Below are 17,983 nucleotides of genomic sequence, written 5' to 3' on the forward strand. Positions count from 1 at the left end.
AGCGTCGAAGGGGACGAGTACGAAAGGCGGGCGCGTATGTCCGACACATCCGGGTCGACCTCCGAGCGGGCCTCGGAACCGACCTCCGGAGCAGCCTGCGTACGCACCGCGAGCTGGCGCCACATCGGCCCCGGCGTCGTCGTCGCCGCGACGGGGGTGGGAGCCGGCGATCTGGTCGCCACGCTGATCGCCGGCAGCGAGTTCGGCTACACACTGCTCTGGGCCGCGGTCGTCGGCTGTCTGGTGAAGATCTCCCTCGCCGAGGCCGTGGGCCGGTGGCATCTGGCCACCGGCCGCACCCTGTTCGAGGGCTGGCGCACCCTGGGCGGCTGGACCACCTGGTACTTCTCCGGGTACGTCGTGGTCTGGGGCTTCGTCTACGGCGCCACCGCCATGTCCGCCTCCGCGCTGCCGCTCGTGGCGCTCTTCCCGGACCTGTGGGGCCTGAAGACCTGGGCGGTCCTGTGCGGACTGACCGGTCTGGTCTTCGTCTGGTACAACCGCTACGCCGTCTTCGAGAAGGTCATGACGGTGCTGGTCGGCGTGATGTTCGTGACCACGGTCTACCTCGCGGCCCGGGTCTCGCCCAACCTCGGTGACGCACTCGCCGGCCTCGTCCCGGTCCTCCCGGACGGCTCCCTGATCTACACCCTCGGCCTGATCGGCGGCGTCGGCGGCACGGTCACCATGGCCGCCTACGGCTACTGGATCAACGCCAAGGGCTGGACGGACACCGGCTGGCTGCGGGTGATGCGGCTGGACAACCGGGTCGCGTACCTCACCACCGGCGTCTTCGTGATCGCGATGCTGTTCGTCGGCGCGGAGCTGCTGCACTCCACCGGTATCGCGCTGTCCACGGGCAGTACGGGCCTGGTCGACCTCGGCGACGTCCTCGCGGACCGCTACGGCGACGCCACCGCCAGGCTCTTCCTGATCGGCTTCCTCGCCACCTCCTTCACCTCCCTCATCGGCGTCTGGCACGGCGTGAGCCTGCTCTTCGCGGACTTCGTGGAGAACGTCCGGGCGGGGACGGCGGGGGACCGTGGCGCCGGGGTGAGCGAGTCCGTCGCCGAGGTCGCCGACGGGCGCGCCGAGCGGTCGCCGGCCTTCCGGGCGTACCTGCTCTGGCTGACCTTCCCGCCGATGTGCCTGCTCTGGCTGGACCAGCCCTTCGCCCTGGTGATCGGCTACGGCGTGCTCGGCGCGTTCTTCCTGCCGTTCCTGGCGCTGACGCTGCTGTGGCTGCTCAACTCCGGCCGCACACCGCGGGCATGGCGCAACGGGGCGCTGAGCAACGTGATGCTCTTCGCGGCCGGCGTGCTGTTCCTTGTGCTCTGCGTGCAGGAAATCAGCGATCTGGACTGGTAGGCAGACGGGGCAAGGGGTTTCCCGCTAGGGTCTGCCCGCCGGATGCCACTGGGGAGGGGCGCGGATGCAGGCAGGCGATGTTCTGGACGGCCGGTACGAGCTGGTGCGGCGGCTCGACGCGGGCGGGATGGGCGAGGTCTGGGAGGGGGTCGACCGGCGCATCCGGCGGCCCGTGGCCGTCAAGGTGCTCCGGGAGGAGGCCCATCCGGACACGGTCGAGGAGCTGGTGGACCGGCTGGGCCGCGAGGCCACCGCGGCCGGCCGGCTGGCCCATCCGCACATCGTCTCCGTCTACGACTACAACCACGTCGGCCGGGCGGACGGCCCGCTGGTGTACATCGTGATGGAGATGGTCCGCGGCCGCTCCCTGGCGATGGAGATCAGCAGCGGGCTGCCCGGTGTGGAGCAGGCCCTGGAGTGGTCCACGCAGATCGCGCTGGCCCTGGAGGCCGCCCACGCCCCCGAGGTGGGCGTGGTGCACCGCGACCTCAAGCCCGGCAACGTGATGATCACGCCCGGCCGTCTGGTGAAGCTGCTGGACTTCGGCATCGCCCGGTTCATGGAGGAGTCCGAGACCCAGAACGCCCGGCTGACCGGCGCCCGGATGGTGGGCACGCCCGCGTACATGGCGCCCGAGCAGTGCCTGGGCACCACCGTGGACGGCCGCACCGACCTGTACGCGCTGGGCTGCCTGCTCTTCGCGATGCTCACCGGCCGGCCGCCGTTCCCGCAGGACCGCGGCATCCTGCAGGTGATGTACAAGCAGGTCAACGACGCCCCGCAGCGGCCGAGCGCGCTGCGCCCCGAGGTGCCGCCGGAGGTCGACCGGCTGGTGCTGCACCTGCTGGAGAAGGACCCCGCCGACCGCCCCGCGGACGCCGCCGAGGTGGTGGACCTGCTGCGCACCGTCGCCCTGGGCGGCCCGGCCGCCGCGACCGCGTCCGGGGCGGAGCCGGTCGACCCCGACGAGGTGGTCGTCCTGGAGGAGTGGGTCGACGAGGACGACGTACAACCGGACTGGGACCCCGACCCGGACGACTTCTTCGAGGCCACCCGCGAGGAGCTGCGCCTGCGCCGCGACGCGGCCCTGGCGGCCAGCGCCGCCTGGGACACCGTGCTGCAGCTGGAGGCGCTGAGCCGGGACGCCGCCGAACTGCTCGGCCCCGACGATCCGATGCTCACCGACATCCGCTTCGAGCTGGCCTGCGCACTGGCCCGCGACGGCCGCTCGCAGCACGCGGCCGCGATGCTGGGCGAGGTGCTGCCGGGGATCATCGCCCTGCACGGTCCGTACGACCGCCGCACCCTGTACGCCCGCAGCCTGTACCCGTGGTACCTGGCCCAGTCCGGGCAGGCGCTGGAGGCCAGCCGGCTGTTCGGCGAGCTGGCGCCCATCCTGCGGGCCGTCATGGGCGACACGCATCCGGTGACGCTGGGCGTGCGCTTCCAGGAGGCCACGCAACTGCGCGCGGCCGGGGAGCACGACCGGGCGCTGCGCGCCTGGCAGCACCTCATCCCGCTGCTCAGCGACGAGACCATACGCCGTGAACTCCCCGCCGGGATGCCCCAGGAGGCCCGCCGCCAGCTGGCCGCCGGCGTGCTGGAGGCGTCCACCCGGGACGCGGTCAGCCCCAAGCGGATCCGGGAGGCGGTGCCCCGGCTCATCGGCCTGCTCGACAACGAGAGCGAGGCGGGACTCGCCGCCCGCTCCGTGCTGGTCCGTTGGATCTCCGACGCCGGCAACCCGCAGGAGGCCCGCCCCGCCTGGCGCGTCCTGGTCGCCGACACCACCCGGGCCCTGGGCGACGACCATGTGCTGGCGCTGCGCGCCCGCTTCGGGCTGGCGGAGAACGCCGAGGAGACCGGCGCCGCCGACGACGCCCTCGCGGTCTACCGCGAGCTGCTGCCCGACCTGCTGCGCGTCCTGCCCCAGCACGACGAGCTGGTGCTGCGCACCCGCTACGCGATCCTCCAGCTCCAGGACCAGCTCGACCTGGTGACGAACGCCGCCCTGACGCTGCCCGACTGGGACGCGCTGACCATGGACCTGACGCGCTATCTGGGTCCCGACAACGAGCTCACCATCGACGCCTGCTTCCAGCTCGCCCTGCAGACCGCGGCCACCGCCCGCCGCCCGGCGGAGGCGCTGTCCCTGCTGGAGGGCGTGCTGGACCGGCGTATCGCGCTCAAGGGCCACCACGACGAGCTCAACCTCCAGGGCCGCTTCACCCTGGCCCGGGTGCTCTCCGCGCTCGGCCGCCACGCCGAGGCGGAGCGGCTGTGGGGGGCGCTGCTGCCGGACGTCTCACACGTGCTCGGCATGCACCACGCGCTGACGCGGGCGACGATGGCGCATCTGGACCGGTCGAGGGTGAGCAGATAGCGCGACGCCGCCGCCCCGGGGAAGTCGGGACGGCGGCGCCGGGCGGGTGTGTCACGGCAGCCCGTGGACCTTCGGTCCGACGGAGTTCGACCAGGCGTTGCCGGCCGCGGCGTCCCAGTTGGTCGACCAGGTCATCGCGCCGCGCAGGCCGGGGTAGGTCCGGGGCGGGTGGAACGAACCGCAGTTGGTGCCGCGGGCCAGGCAGTCCAGGGCGTTGTTGACGATCGTCGGCGAGACGTAGCCGCTGCCCGCCCCGCTCGGCGAGGCCGGCAGGCCCAGGCCCACCTGGGACGGCGACAGCCCGCCCTCCAGCTGGATGCAGGCCAGGGCGGTCAGGAAGTTCACCGAGCCCTGCGAGTAGACCTGGCCGTCGCAGCCCAGCATCGAACCGCTGTTGTAGTACTGCATGTTGACGACGGTGAGGATGTCCTTGATGTTCAGCGCCGTCTGGAAGTAGCCGTTGGACGTCGACTGCATGTCGATGGTCTGCGGCGCCATGGTGATGACCAGCGAGGAGCCGGCCTTCGAGGACAGCGAGCGCAGCGCCTGCGTCATGTACGTCGCGTTGAGGCCGTTCTCCAGGTCGATGTCGACGCCCTGGAAGCCGTACTCCTGCATGAGGGCGTAGACGGAGTTGGCGAAGTTGTTCGCCGAGGTGGAGTCGTTGATGGAGACCGTGCCGTTCTGGCCGCCGACGGAGATGATCACCGTCTTGCCGGCGGCCTTCTTCGCCGCGATGTCCGCCTTGAACTGCGCGACGGTGTAGCCGCCCAGCCCGGCGGAGTCCAGGTTGAACGTCACCTGGCCGGGCGTGCCCGTCGCGTCCGCGAAGGCCACCGCGATGATGTCGTACTGGCTCTGCACCTGGGCGATGGTCTGCACGGTGGCGCCGTTGTTGAAGTTCTGCCAGTACCCGGTCACCGCGTGCTTGGGTACGGGGCCGCCGCCTCCGCTGTCGGACGGGGAGGTGGTCGCGGTGACGGCGGCCGACTTGGGGGACTCACCGGCGGAGTTGGTGGCGCTCACGGTGTAGCTGTACGCGGTGGAGGGGCTCAGCCCCGAGTCCGTGGCCGACGTGCCGCCCACGCTCTGCACGAGCGCGCCGTTGCGGTAGAGCTTGTAGCCGGTCGCCCCGGTGGACGCGTTCCAGGCGAGGCTCGCGGTGGTGGAGGTGACGCCGCTGACGCGCAGGCCGCCCGGCGTGGCGGGGATGGCCGGCGGTGTCCCGCCGGGCCCGGTCAGGCTCACGTCGTCGGCGAAGTAGGCGGGCTGCCCGTACCACCCGTGGAGGTACACGGTCACGGACGTCGTGCTCGCACCGGTGGTGAAGTTGACCTTCAGCTGGCTGTACGACGAGGCCGCGGGCGTCCACGTCGACACGTCCGTCGTCCCCGTGCCGCTGGCGCCGAGGTACACGTACGACCCCTGCACGTAGGCGCTCAGCTCATACGCCGAGTTGGGCTGCACGCTCACGGTCTGCGAACACTTGGCGTTGTCGAGCCCGGCGGGCGTCGCCTTGAGCGCACCACTCCCGCCGTGCACGGGACTGCTCACGGCAACCCCGCTCCCGGCACTGCAACTCCACCCGCCGATCCCGCCCTCGAACCCGGGATTCTGCACGAGGTTGTCGGCGGCCTGAGCGGTATGCGGAAGAACGGCGAGCCCGACAAGGGCAAGCAGCGCGCCGAGCCCGGTGGCAAGGGCGCGCCTGAGGGGTCTGCGGTTTCCGTGGTCGGGGGTACGGGGGTGCACGACTGCCTCCGGAGTGTGGGGTGGGGCGGAGCAGCTTGCTTGGTCCGGACCAATGTGGTCCAGACCACTGGGCGTGTCAAGGCCTCGGACGGGACGGGGTGTTGGCACCTCAAGCCCGGCCGGCGTTTGAGGCCGAGGCGCGAAGCGCCGACTGTGCGGTCAGGGGCGTGGGGGGGAGGCCCCACCCCCAGCCCGTCCGGCGTTTGAGGCCGAGGCGCGAAGCGCCGACCGGGGGTCCGGGGGCGGAGCCCCCGGCAGCGGAACGGGACCACACCGAGCCCGTCCGGCGTTTGAGGACGAGCGCCGCAGGCGCGATGCGGGCGCAGCCCGCGAAGGGGGCCCGGGGGCGAAGCCCCCGCAGCGCGACCGCAGGTCACAGGACACCCGGACCTCGGCGAAGATTCGCGCGAACCACACCCCGAACCCCGAAACCGCCGTTAGGCTGCTGCACTAGCAGTGCGCAACACCTGACGATCCGTGACCACCGCGACCGGACGGGAGCCACACGTGCCCCTAGCCATCGCCGTGACAAGCCCCGACCAGGTCCTCCCCGACACGGGGAGGCCCCGCGTGCTGGTCCTCAAGTCCCCCGCCGAGCAGTCCCTGGAGGACGCCCTCGCGGAGACGTCCGCGACCCTCGAACACCACGGCTTCCTGCTCGTCCTCTACCCCGAGGCGGCCCAGGCCCCCCTGGTCCGCCGCCTGTACACGGTCCGCGCCGTACTGGAGAGCGACCGGATCGCCCTCATCCCGCTGCCCCTGCCGCCGCTCGCCGTCGCCGTACTCGCCCACCAGCTCGCCCAGCTCACCGACCCCGCGCACGGCCCGCAGCCGGGCCCGGGCATCGCCGCCTCCGCGGCCCGCCTGCTCACGCACTACGTGCACAGCGGAGCCCTGCTGGGCAGCCTGTCGAAGCTGGACCGCGTCCCCGTGGGCGTCGGATCGCACCTGAAGTCCTGGCTCCCCGGCACGCACTACGCCGTACTGGCGACCCCCCGGCCCCAGGTGGCCAAGGCCGACCGGCCGCCCCCGGGCCCGGACTTCGCGACGACGCTCGTCGTCGCCCGCGGCCAGCTGGCTGCCGACTGGCCGGAGCGCACCCTCGCCCCCGCCTGGCGGGCGCAGGGCGTGCTCCAGGTCCCGCTGCCGGAGGCTTCCGTGCGGTGGTGGGCGACGCCCAAGCTGGTGGAGTTCGCCGCCGCCATCTTCGACGCCGGGGTGCTGCACCAGCTCGTGGCCTCCGTCCGCCGGGAGCGCTGCCCGTGGTGCGGGCTCGAGGTGCTCGGCGACCGCTGCGTGCTGTGTGTCGCGCCCGTCCCGCCCGGGATACCCGCGCCCTCGCCTCCGTCCCCGATGAGGTTGGTCCCATGAACTCCCGACAGCGTCGCGGCATCATCCTGGTGCTGCTGTCCGTGCTCGCCGCGCTGGGCGCCTTCGTCGGCGTGCTCTCGGTGATCAGCGACGTCGAGTCGAAGGTCGGCCCGGAGCAGACGGCGTACAAGCTGAAGACCGACGTCCAGGCGTACGAGCCCCTCGAACCCGGCCAGTTCGAGCGCACCCGGATACCCGAGCGCTGGCTGCCGGACACCGCCGTCACCGACCTCTCCGACCTGGCCGGCAAGGTCGCCACGACCACCCTCCACAAGGGCTCCCTCCTCCAGCGCGACATGGTGGCGGCCCGCCCCGCACTGCGCCCCGGCCAGCAGGAGATCGCCATCATGATCGACGCCTCGACGGGCGTCGCCGGCAAGATCCGCCCGGGCGCGACGGTGAACATCTTCGCCACCTTCCAGGGCGAGGGCGACAAGGAGAAGTCGACCTCCAAACTGATCGTCGCGAACGCCCCCGTGATCGACGTCGGCAAGCTCACCCCCTTCCAGCGCACCGGCGACAACGACCCGCGCCGCGACGAGGGCGACGCCGTCCCGATCACGTTCGCGCTGAGCACGCAGGACGCCCAGCGCCTCGCGTACGCCGAGTCGTTCGCCGCGCACGTACGCCTCGCCCTGGTCGCCCCGGGCAGCACGACCGAGGTCGCGCCCGGCGACCGGACGTACACCCTGGACGAGGACGGCTGACCCATGGCGATCCGTATCCTCCCGGCCATCGGCGACGCGGACGCCGCCCGCGCCACCGCGTCGCTGCTGCACCAGCTGCCCGACGCCGAGCCGATGCCCCCGGTCGCCGACTCCGTCACGCTGCTCGACGCGCTCGCCCGGCTCGCGGGCGCCTCCGTCGGGGACCTGCCCGAGGTGGTGCTGGTCCACGAACGCATCGCCCCGGTGCCCGCGCTGGAGCTCATCCGCGAACTCGCCCTGCGCTTCCCCGCGGTGGGCGTCGTCCTGCTGACGGCCGACGTCAGCCCCGAGGGCTACTCCGCCGCGATGGACTCGGGCGTACGCGGCGTGGCGGCGCTGCCCCTGTCGTACGACGAGCTGGCCGCCCGGGTCCACGCGGCGGCCGTGTGGGCCGGCGGTGTACGCCGCCACCTGGGCGCGGCCGGCCCCGAGGCGTACGGCAGCGGGGTCGGCGGCATGCTCGTCACGCTCAGCGGCGCGAAGGGCGGCGTGGGTACGACGGTCGCGGCCGTCCAGCTGGCGCTGGCCGCGCGGGCGGCGGGGCGGACGGTGGCGCTGGTCGACATGGATCTGCAGTCCGGCGACATCGCCTCGTATCTCGACGTGCAGTTCCGGCGTTCGATCGCCGACCTCGCCGGGATCAAGGACATCTCGCCGCGCGTCCTGCAGGACGCCGTCTTCAGCCACCACACCGGGCTCGGGCTGCTGCTCGCCCCGGCGGAGGGCGAGCGCGGCGAGGACCTCGACGACCGGGCGGCCCGGCAGACGATCAGCGCGCTGCGCGCCCGCTACGAACTCGTCGTCGTCGACTGCGGCAGCCAGCTCGGCGCCGCCTCCGCCGCCGCCGTAGAACTGGCCGACCTCGCGCTGCTCGTCGCCACCCCGGACGTGATCGCGGTGCGCGGCGCCAAGCGGACGGTGCGCCTGTGGGACAGGCTGCAGATCCGCAAGGCCGAGGACACGACCGTGATCGTCAACCGGTTCACGCGCGGCACCGAGATCCAGCCCACGATCATCGCCCGGGCGACGGGCGCGAAGGTCTCGCGCACGCTCGTACCGGCGAGCTTCAAGGAGCTGCAGCCGCACATCGACGCGGGCCGGCTGCAGGACCTCGGCCCCAAGTCCGCCGTACGGCAGGCGCTGTGGACGACCGCCGCCGAGCTGGGCCTGACGGCGCCGCGCCCGGCGCAGTCCCCGTCTTCCGACGTCCCCCCGCAGCCGCCCGGCGTCCCGCCCCAGCTGCCGTCCGCCCCGCGGCCCGCCCTGCCGCCGGGAGCGGCGCCGGGAGTGCCGCCGGGGATGACCCCCGTGCCGCCGACGGGGCGGCGCCGGCGCGGCGACAAGGGGCAGGTCACCGTCGAGTTCATGGGCATGATCCCGCTGATCGCGCTGGTGCTGGCCCTGGTCTGGCAGTTCGTGCTCGTCGGTTACACCTTCTCGCTCGCCGGGAACGCGGCGGACATGGCCGCCCGCGCGGCGGCCGTCGGGGACGACCCGGCCGCGGCGGCCGAGGAGGACCTGCCGTCGGCGTGGGACGCGGAGGTGTCGACGGCCACGTCGGGCGGGGTGACGACGGCGACGGTGCGGCTGAAGGTGCCGGTGCTGTTCCCCGGCGGGCTCGACTTCCCGTTCACGGTGACGGGGAAGGCGGGGGCGACGGACGAGGAAGGCGGGTGATCCGTATGCGTCGGATACGTCGCCTGAGGCGTGGTGCGAGGGGCCGGCCGCAGGCGGGGCGGCGCGGCGACCGCGGGGCGGTGAGCATCGAGTTCATCGGCTTCCTGCCGATCCTGCTCGTCCTGGCGCTGGGCGCCGTCCAGCTGGGCATCGCCGCGTACGCCGCCTCGCAGGCCGGCACCGCGGCCCGCGCCGCCGCCCGGATGGGCTCGCTGGACGACCCGCCCTCGGACCCCGCCGCCGCGGGACGGCAGGCGATGAGCGGCTGGCTGGCGGAACGCGCCCAGGTCGAGCCGTCGACAGGGGAGGACGAGGTGCACGTGACCGTCACCGTCGAGATCCCCTCCCTCTTCCCCGGCATCGGCTTCGGGTCGGTGACCCGCGACGCCACGATGCCGCGAGGTGAGGAGCCGTGAGCGGCCGCCGTACGGGGGAGACGCCATGAGCCTGCGTTCACGCATCACCGGCCCCGAGCACACCGTCGAGGGCCACAGCGAGAGCTTCGTCCCGGCGTACCGCGCCAAGCTGCTCGAGGAGATCGACCTCGCCGAGATGTCCGCCCTCGCCCCCGCCGAACGCCGGGTGAGACTGGAGCGGGTCCTCGCCCACATCCTCTCCCGCGAGGGCCCCGTCCTGTCGACCGCCGAACGCGCCCAGCTCATCCGCCGCGTGGTCGACGAGGCCCTGGGCCTGGGCATCCTCGAACCCCTCCTCGAGGACGCCTCCATCACCGAGATCATGGTCAACGGCGCCGACCACATCTACGTCGAGCGCGCCGGCCGCGTCGAGCGGCTGCCGCTGCGCTTCGCCTCCGACGAGCAGCTGATGCAGACCATCGAGCGCATCGTCTCCACCGTCAACCGCCGCGTCGACGAGTCCAACCCGATGGTCGACGCCCGCCTCCCGAGCGGCGAGCGGGTCAACGTGATCATCCCCCCGCTCTCCCTGACCGGCCCGACCCTGACGATCCGCCGCTTCCCCCGCTCGTACCAGCTGCACGAACTCGTCGAGCTCGGAACGCTCGACGAACACATGCTGATGCTGCTCGCGGGCCTGGTCCGGTCGAAGTTCAACATCATCGTCTCCGGCGCGACGGGCGCGGGGAAGACGACCCTGCTGAACGCCCTCTCCGGCCTCGTCCCGGAGGGCGAGCGCATCATCACCGTCGAGGACGCCGCCGAACTCCAGCTCCAGCAGCCGCACGTCATCCGCCTCGAATCCCGGCCGCCGAACGTCGAGGGCAAGGGCCGCATCACCATCCGCGACCTCGTCCGCAACTCGCTGCGCATGCGCCCCGACCGCATCATCGTCGGCGAGGTCCGCGGCGGCGAGACCCTCGACATGCTGCAGGCCATGTCCACCGGCCACGACGGCTCGCTGGCCACGGTCCACGCCAACTCCGCCGAGGACGCCCTGATGCGGCTGCAGACGCTGGCCTCCATGTCGGACGTCGAGGTGCCCTTCGAGGCGCTGCGCGACCAGATCAACAGCGCCGTCGACTGCATCGTCCAGCTGTCCCGGCACACGGACGGCACACGCAAGATCGACGAGATCGTCATGCTGTCCTCCCGCGGGCGCGAGGTCTACCAGCTGGCCTCGGTCTGCCGGTTCAAGCCGCTGCCTGTCAGCGCGGACCGGATCGTCCGCGGCCGCTTCGACTACACGCCGCTGCCGCGCCGCAGCGCCGACCGCCTCTTCTACGCGGGCGAACCGGTCCCGCCGGCGTTCGGGGTGGCGCCGTCGGACGCGCATCTGGACCTGAGGGAGGCACGGTGACCATGGACTACGAGTCGGCCGCACTCCTCGCCGTCGGCGCCGCGCTGCTGGCCTGCGCCCTCGCCGTCGCCGGCGTCTGGCTGTACGCCGCGGGCCGGGCCCAGCGCGCGGCCCTCATCCGCCGCCTCAGCGAGGAACGCGGCCAGGGCCCGGACGGCCGGAGCCGCCGCTTCGCCCAGGTGGACCGCCGCGTCCGCCGTACGGCGCTGGGCCGCCGCCTGGAACGGCGGCTGGCGGTCACGGGACTGGACGTGACACCGGGCGAGTTCACGGTGTACGTCGTCCTGCTCGTCGCCGCCGTGTGGATCGTGGCGGACGCGGTGTTCGCGGCGTTCTTCGGGCCCGTCGCCGGGGTGATCGCCCTGTGGTGCGCGCACGCCTTCCTCAACTGGCAGCGCCAGCGCCGTATCGAGGCGTTCATCAACCAGCTGCCCGACTTCTCCCGCATCCTCGCCAACGCCACCCAGGCGGGCCTGGCCCTGCGCACCGCGCTCGGCATCGCGGCCGAGGAACTCCCCGCCCCGGCCGGCGAGGAGCTGGCCCGCGTCACCGACCAGCTCTCCGTCGGCGTCTCCCTGGACGAGGCCCTCGGCGACCTCCAGGACCGCCTCCCCTCCCGCGAACTGGTCGTCCTGGTCTCCACCCTGGTCCTGTCCAACCGCGCCGGCGGCCAGGTCGTCTCCTCCCTGCGCAACCTGACGGTCACCCTCAACGACCGCAAGGAGACCCGCCGCGAGGTCCGCACCCAGCTCGCCCAGGTCACGCTCACCGGCTACACGGTCCCGGTGATGGGCCTCGGCTCCCTGATCCTCACCGACCAGATCATCCCCGGCTCCCTGGACCGGATGAGCTCCTCCGCCCTCGGCCAGGGCGCGATCATCCTCTCCGTCGGCCTGTACGCCGCGGGGATCCTGCTGATCCGGCGGATGGCGAGGATCCATGTCTGAGTACGCCCTGCACATACGGCGGATGGCGAGGATCCATGTCTGAGTACGCCGCACCGTTGCTGGCGCTGGTCACCGCGCTGGCCGTCCTCGGCCTCCTCGCCGGTGTCCGCGTCTACCGCTCCGAGGTCAAACTCCCCTCCGACCTGCAGCTGGCCCTGGAGGTGGGCGCGACCCGCACGGGCCAGGTGGGCTCCGCCGTGGACCGCCTCGGCATGCGCTTCGCCCCCCTGGTGCTGCGCCTGATGGGCCCGGCCCGGGTCGACCGCAAACGCCGCCGCATCGACCAGGCGGGCAACCCCGGCGGACTGACCCTCGACCGCTACGCCGCCCGCCGCGCCGTGTACGCCATGCTCGGCGGCGTGGGCGCCCTGGTGATGCTGTCCCGGGGCAACTGGGTGGCCGCGGCACTGCTGTTCGCCTTCGGCGGCTGGTGGGCGGAGGTCGGCATCTGGGCGGCGGTCCGCAAACGCCGCGAGGTGATCGAACGCACCCTCCCGGACTTCCTCGACGTCCTCGCGGTCGTCGTCTCGGCCGGCCTCGGCTTCCGCCAGGCCCTGGACCGGGTGGCGGAGAAGTACGAGGGACCGTGGGCGGACGAACTGCGCATCACGCTGCGCCAGATGGACATGGGCGTCAGCCGCCGCCAGGCGTTCGAGGAGCTCCGCCGCCGTAACGACTCCGAACAGGTCGCCCAGTTCGTCACCGCCCTGCAGCAGGGCGAGGACCTGGGGGCCCCGATCGTCGACACGCTCATCCAGATCGCCACGGACCAGCGCCGCACCGACGCCCAGAACGCCCGCCGCCGCGCGGCCCGCGCGATCCCGAAGGCGACGCTGCTGATCACGTCGTTCATGGTCCCGGCGACGATCATCCTGCTGATCACGGCGGTGTATCTGGGCTCGGGGTCGGAGTTCGGGGTGCTGACGGGGGAGTAAGGCGCGAGATGGGCACTTTCGGGGGTCCCTCCGGAGGGTGACGAGGCGCACGCTCACCGTGATCGCCGGCGCTAGGGTGAAGATCCGACTGGCGCTCGAGGCGGGAGGGACGCGATGGCAGAGGCGTGGGCGGAGTGGGAGGAGAGCAAGGCGGGCGTGCGTGCGCGCGCCGCGGAGACCCCCACCAGCCTCGACGGCGCCGGCTCCGACCCGATGCCCGGGTACGGCGTCCAACTCGTCGTAACCCCGCAGATGCTGCGCTCCGCGGCCGACAAGGCGGGGGAGCAGGCCGCGGTCCTGCACGGCTTCAGGTCCCACTTCGTCCCCGGGATCAGCGACGCGGCAGCGGGCATGAAGGGCTTCGGCAGCGCGACCGCCTTCGCCGTACTGGAAGAGCGCTGGCGCGACCAGACCCGCCGACTTGTGGGCCTGATGACCTCCGACCTCGGCTCGAGCCTCCGCCAGTCGGCGACCCTGCTGGCACGGGGGGACATCAGCGCGCAGGGTGATCTCATGCGGATCGCGTCCGGCGCGGGCGGACGCGGGGCCGTACGGACATGGTGACGTATCAGGCCCTCAGGGCGGCGGACTTCGGGTCGCTGGCGGGCGCGGTGGAGGGCTGGCGCAGGGTGCCGGAGCAGTTCGAGCACCGTGCGCGCGAGTTCACGGCCCAGGTGTGCGGGCCGATCGGCCCGGCGGTCTGGCGGGGCGAGGCGTCGGACGCCGCCCAGCAGAAAATGGCGGCGATCGCCGAACAGTTGCGCCTCGCGTCCGGAGAGGCCCGGGACGTCCACGCGGTGCTGCTGGACGCGCACGAGACGCTCACCGCGCTCCAGAAGAAGCTGAACGACTACGCGGCCCACCTCTCGACGGACCCGAACCTCACCCTGAACCCCGCAACGGGCCACGTCACCGCGACCCCACGCCCACCCGCGCTCACCGTCCCGGACCAGCCGCTCCTGACCGGCGCGTCGGACGCCGCCACCGCGAACCGCTACATCGCCGCGATCCTCGCCGAGGCGACGGAGGCCGACGAGAACCTCCGCAGTGCCCTGGAACGCGACGCGAACGGCCGCGACAGGGGCTTCTCGAACGCGGGATACGGCAGCCTGGAGGCGGCGGAGACGGGCCGGGACCGGGCGGAGCGGGACGCCACCGCGGCCACGGCACTGGCAGGCATCGCGAACCGCCCCCTCACCGAGGCGGAACTCCGCCGCCTGAACACCCTCCTCGCACGGCACGAGGGCGACCCGGACTTCGCGGAACGCTTCGCGCTGTCGATGGGCCCGAAGCGGACACTGGAGTTCTGGGCCCGCAACGCGGCTCACGCGCCGCCCTCATCCATCGACGAACTGACCCGCCTCCAGAAGTCCCTCGGCTTCACCCTGGCCACGGCGACCCAGTCGTCCGCGCCGGCGATGGAGCGCTGGGAACGCCGGATGACGGCGCTGGGCAACGACCGCGTCAGCCTGCAGGGCGGCTCCTTCCCCGGCTCGCCCCCGCCGGGCCCGTACGGCTTCCAGGTGATGAGCGCCCTGCTGCGCAACGGCGAGTACGAGACGGACTTCCTGCAGGACTACGGCCGCTCCCTGATCGACTTCGAGCAGGACTGGCAGTCCCGCGGCGTAGCCCCGGAAACCCTCTGGCGCACCCCGGCAGGCGCCGGCGACCACCTCACCTTCGGCCACGCGGACTCGGGCACGGACCCGTTCCCGGGCTACCTGGAGGCCCTGGGCCACAACCCCACCGCGGCAACGTCACTCTTCGACAACGGCTCCTCAACGGACCCGGACCTGGAGTACCTCCTGAAGCACCGCACATGGTTCGCGGACCCCCCGGACAACCCCCGCTCCCTGGGCCACGACGAACTGGGCCACGCCCTGGAGGCGGCGACGCTGGGGGTGCCTCATGGGGAGGTGGGGCTGGAGAGGTCGGATGCGGCGGGGCGGGTTATGGGGCAGGTGGTGCACTCGGTGGCGAAGGATGCCGGGTTTCTTGATGCGCGGCCAGGGTTGAGTGACTCCGTCGCCCGGATGGGGGCGGGATACATCGATGATCTGAACTGGTCGCTGGCCGACGATGGTGGGAACAACGACCTTGTGGACCGGGGCGCGCTCTACGGTCACGAGAGGGCAGGGCACCTCGATCTGCGATCTGATGAGGCACGGGCATTCTTGAGTACCGCAGCGCGGGGCGAGATGGGGCACGCGATTCTCTCAGCCGCTCAGAGTTCCTTCACTGCTAATGCAATGTCCGCCTATCCACACGACCCTGTGACCGCCCAACACATTTCCGACACGGGCGCGTATGCGCACGGAGCCATGGACGGCGCGCGGATTCTCGACATCGAGCAGACCTACCACGATCAGGCAGAGCGCCAGGATGCGGAGGCCGCGAACGCCGCTTCATGGAAGAAGTACGGGGTCAGTCAAGGCCTCGGTGCGGGTGCGGGTCTGGCGGTCCTGCCCTTTGCCGGGCCTGGGGCGGCAGCGGTTACCACAGTCGCCGTTCCAATGGTTGTGGAGGCCGGAGTCAGTGCCATCGACGAGCTTGCCGGGCAACGAATCGACGCGGCCACACATCAGACGGACTACACGAGCCGAGCAGCCGAGGACGCGAGCGGGTATCGCACGGCCGGGCTCGGCGCAGCGAAAGAGCCGACCATCGCTTACTACTCGAGAGGTGGCGTGTCCTTGGAAGACGGCAAGAACATGCTGGACAGCGCTGCCAATGCGTATGACAGGGGCTCCAACGACGTCGGTTGGACCTCAGGAAAGCTTGGAAGGTGAAGGCGTGTCTCCAAGGACGGGGGCTGGTGGTCTCAAGCGAGTGCTGGTCGCAGCGGCCGCCTCCTTCGCGGTGAGCCTGCCCCTTGCCGCGTGCCTGGGTGAGGGCGGGGTGTCCGCCACCGCGGTGTGCGGGGGTGTCTCGGACAAGGCAGGGACGGCCGTGGTGGCGATCGCCGGGGACGACCGCTTCGAGCACGGCTCGGAGGGGGATGTACCTGGTGCTGCCGCGACGCTGAACCAAGCGCTGAACGGTGGAACACCCGTCCGGCCACTGAAGCTCTGCGACATCCGTCCGCTGGAGCCAGACACGAGTCCCGGCGCGCCGCGCATGGAAAGCATCCCCGTGACAGCTGCCCTTCTTGCTGACCTGCCACAGGACCCGAACGAAGGGCTGGAAAGCAGCTATTACTCGCGGCGATACCCGTATGGCCTGCGTGCCTCAGCAGGTTTTCGGAGCGGGGACCTGTACTTCAAGTGTGCCCGTGAGGGAGATCGAAGCGGAGCCGCAATGATTGTCGAAATGAAGAGCGAAAGCCTCGACGGCGTTGCGGTAGACGACTCCCCAGACGCCCGGATGGCACTCCTGCGCGAACTGGCAGGACAGCTTGCCACCTCCCTCGGTTGCCCCCGCACCGCGAACGTCCCGACCGCGGACAAGCCCTACATCAACAAACGGTGAGCGACGCCGGACGCGCCCGGGCGATTCGGAACCGCCGACTCACTCCCCCCGATACAACCGCTCCAACCCCACCAGCACCACCTCACCGCGCCCCTCAGCCGCGCGCAGGTCGGGAGAGAAGCCGGCTCCGCTGTAGCACGCGGGGACCGCGTGGGTCGTATCGATGCCCCGGGCTGTGAGCAGACCGAGGATGTTGCGGAGGCGGGCCAGGTCATGGAGGTCCATCACCCGATTCCACTTGACCTCGCCCACTGACAGCAAGATCCCAGAGTCCTGACCGATTGCGCCGTGCACCACGACGTCGACCTCATGTGAGGTACGCGCGGACGGATCGGCCACCGTTCCGGGTGCCGCCCGTACGGGCATGCCGCCGAAGGTCTCGGGGTCGGCATGCTCCAGCACCCATTCGCGGCACAGGTACTCGAAGTGCGGTCCGACCACCTTGCTCAGGAACGTGTTCTGGCTCCGCTGCCACGTTGCCTCTGTCCGGTGGCGGTCAAAGGCAGCCTGTTCCGGACGGACCACCGCGTGATGGAACGTGATCAGGGGCTCGGAGATGCGGTAACGAGGGCGGTTGCGCCGGAAGGCGTCGTCCTCCACGGTGACCAGTCCGCAGTTCCGCAGGATCGTGAGGGGCAGAGCCACATCGGTCCGAGCGCGGCCCAGGTAGCCGGCGATGCCTCCGGACGTCTCGTTCCCGAGGGCCACGGCCGCGAGCGTGGAGTGGTACAGGGAGCGGTCGCGCAACTCGCTCTCGGCCGCGAGAAGGTACGGAGCCTCGCTGTAGATGGCACTCACGGGATTGAGGATCGTGCGGCACATCCAGTCGTCAAAGTCGGCCAGTCCGTCGGGGACATCGCCCGCGACGAAGTCGCGCCGGTAGGCGGGTGTGCCGCCGACGACGGCATGGGTGAGTACGGCGAGGCGCGGGTCGTCGATTCCCCAGAACGCGGCCGCCTGGCGGTACGGGAGCGAGTGGACGACGAGGTTCAGACTCGCGCGCCCGTACAGGGGGGAGGTGCCGGAGAGCAGGCCGCCCATGAAGGACAACGCGCTGCCGCAGAGCAACAGCCTCGGCGAGCGCTTGAGGTGGCGACCTGTCCGGGCGCCGATCGCTGCTTGGATCACCGATGGCAGCGAGGGGTCCGTCCGTACCAGATAGGGGAATTCGTCCACAACGACGGTGGTCGGCGCCTCACGGCCGAGGTCGAAGAGGAGGTCGATGCCCTCGCTCCAGTTCTCGGGACGATGAGGGACCGCGCTGCCGGTGTATTCGGCCACGGCGCGGCCCAGCATGGCCAAGGACTCGGAACGTGAGGCCTCCAGCGCCTGGAAGTAGAAGCCACCGGTCGCTTCTGCCAGCGAATCGAGGAGGAACGTCTTGCCCTGGCGTCGACGTCCGGACACCACACCAAGGGAGGGTCCAGGTTCGGGATTCTCGGCAAAAGCGGTGAGCTCGCTCCATTCGACGTCCCGGTCGAACATCTCCTCTGGCTTGGGGACGGGCCTGCTCGGGCGTCGGACCATGATGCCTCCATGGATGTCGAGGCGTAGTTAGTAGAGGTATACCTCTACATAACAGAGTGGCGGGCCGGATGG

Annotated in this window: 14 protein-coding genes; 12 read left to right on the plus strand and 2 right to left on the minus strand. The window is 71.6% G+C overall.

The window, feature by feature from the left end; genetic code table 11:
* The first annotated feature begins 36 nt into the window (after window positions 1-36).
* Both AB0M28_RS15025 and AB0M28_RS15030 read left to right on the plus strand, forming a co-directional pair.
* Window positions 37-1,368: an Nramp family divalent metal transporter gene (locus AB0M28_RS15025; protein ID WP_365403517.1), complete on the plus strand. Its 1,332-nt coding sequence runs from the start codon at window positions 37-39 to the stop codon at window positions 1,366-1,368.
* A gap of 64 nt (window positions 1,369-1,432) precedes the next feature.
* Window positions 1,433-3,751 (plus strand): protein kinase, encoded by a 2,319-nt coding sequence (locus AB0M28_RS15030; protein ID WP_365403520.1) that lies wholly within the window; start codon window positions 1,433-1,435, stop codon window positions 3,749-3,751.
* 51 nt (window positions 3,752-3,802) lie between these two features.
* On the opposite strand, the gene AB0M28_RS15035 is transcribed toward AB0M28_RS15030, so the two are convergent.
* The gene (locus tag AB0M28_RS15035; RefSeq protein WP_365403619.1) at window positions 3,803-5,431 is read right to left on the minus strand and encodes a glycoside hydrolase family 18 protein; all 1,629 of its coding nucleotides are present in this window, start codon (window positions 5,429-5,431) and stop codon (window positions 3,803-3,805) included.
* 579 nt (window positions 5,432-6,010) lie between these two features.
* Between AB0M28_RS15035 and AB0M28_RS15040 the strand changes: the two genes are divergently transcribed.
* The 10 genes from AB0M28_RS15040 to AB0M28_RS15085 all read left to right on the plus strand — a co-directional run bounded on the left by AB0M28_RS15040 (window position 6,011) and on the right by AB0M28_RS15085 (window position 16,384).
* Entirely contained in the window at window positions 6,011-6,874 is an 864-nt protein-coding gene (locus AB0M28_RS15040) for a hypothetical protein (protein ID WP_365403523.1), read from the plus strand.
* Window positions 6,871-7,581, plus strand: coding sequence for a Flp pilus assembly protein CpaB (gene cpaB, locus AB0M28_RS15045; protein ID WP_365403526.1), 711 nt, complete (start codon window positions 6,871-6,873; stop codon window positions 7,579-7,581). The genes AB0M28_RS15040 and cpaB overlap by 4 nt, the downstream gene beginning before the upstream one ends.
* Before the next feature lie 3 nt (window positions 7,582-7,584).
* The gene (locus AB0M28_RS15050) at window positions 7,585-9,258 is read left to right on the plus strand and encodes an AAA family ATPase (protein WP_365403529.1); all 1,674 of its coding nucleotides are present in this window, start codon (window positions 7,585-7,587) and stop codon (window positions 9,256-9,258) included.
* An 80-nt stretch (window positions 9,259-9,338) separates the two neighbouring features.
* Window positions 9,339-9,674 (plus strand): TadE family protein, encoded by a 336-nt coding sequence (locus AB0M28_RS15055; RefSeq protein WP_365403532.1) that lies wholly within the window; start codon window positions 9,339-9,341, stop codon window positions 9,672-9,674.
* 25 nt (window positions 9,675-9,699) lie between these two features.
* Window positions 9,700-11,034: a CpaF family protein gene (locus AB0M28_RS15060; protein ID WP_365403535.1), complete on the plus strand. Its 1,335-nt coding sequence runs from the start codon at window positions 9,700-9,702 to the stop codon at window positions 11,032-11,034.
* A 2-nt stretch (window positions 11,035-11,036) separates the two neighbouring features.
* On the plus strand, window positions 11,037-11,981 hold the full coding sequence (locus AB0M28_RS15065) for a type II secretion system F family protein (protein ID WP_365403621.1): 945 nt from the start codon (window positions 11,037-11,039) through the stop codon (window positions 11,979-11,981).
* Between the two features lie 35 nt (window positions 11,982-12,016).
* Window positions 12,017-12,916, plus strand: a complete 900-nt coding sequence (locus AB0M28_RS15070; RefSeq protein WP_365403538.1) for a DUF5936 domain-containing protein — start codon at window positions 12,017-12,019, stop codon at window positions 12,914-12,916.
* A 114-nt stretch (window positions 12,917-13,030) separates the two neighbouring features.
* Window positions 13,031-13,480, plus strand: coding sequence for a hypothetical protein (locus AB0M28_RS15075; RefSeq protein ID WP_365403541.1), 450 nt, complete (start codon window positions 13,031-13,033; stop codon window positions 13,478-13,480).
* Window positions 13,474-15,705, plus strand: a complete 2,232-nt coding sequence (locus AB0M28_RS15080) for a hypothetical protein (RefSeq protein WP_365403544.1) — start codon at window positions 13,474-13,476, stop codon at window positions 15,703-15,705. Before AB0M28_RS15075 ends, AB0M28_RS15080 begins: the two co-directional genes overlap by 7 nt.
* 40 nt (window positions 15,706-15,745) lie before the next feature.
* A complete protein-coding gene (locus AB0M28_RS15085) occupies window positions 15,746-16,384 on the plus strand; it encodes a hypothetical protein (RefSeq protein ID WP_365403547.1) in 639 nt (212 codons plus the stop codon).
* 39 nt (window positions 16,385-16,423) lie between these two features.
* On the opposite strand, the gene AB0M28_RS15090 is transcribed toward AB0M28_RS15085, so the two are convergent.
* Window positions 16,424-17,869: an ATP-binding protein gene (locus tag AB0M28_RS15090; RefSeq protein WP_365403550.1), complete on the minus strand. Its 1,446-nt coding sequence runs from the start codon at window positions 17,867-17,869 to the stop codon at window positions 16,424-16,426.
* Window positions 17,870-17,983: the final 114 nt, after the last annotated feature.

Source organism: Streptomyces sp. NPDC051940, assembly GCF_040680895.1.
Lineage (GTDB): Bacteria > Actinomycetota > Actinomycetes > Streptomycetales > Streptomycetaceae > Streptomyces.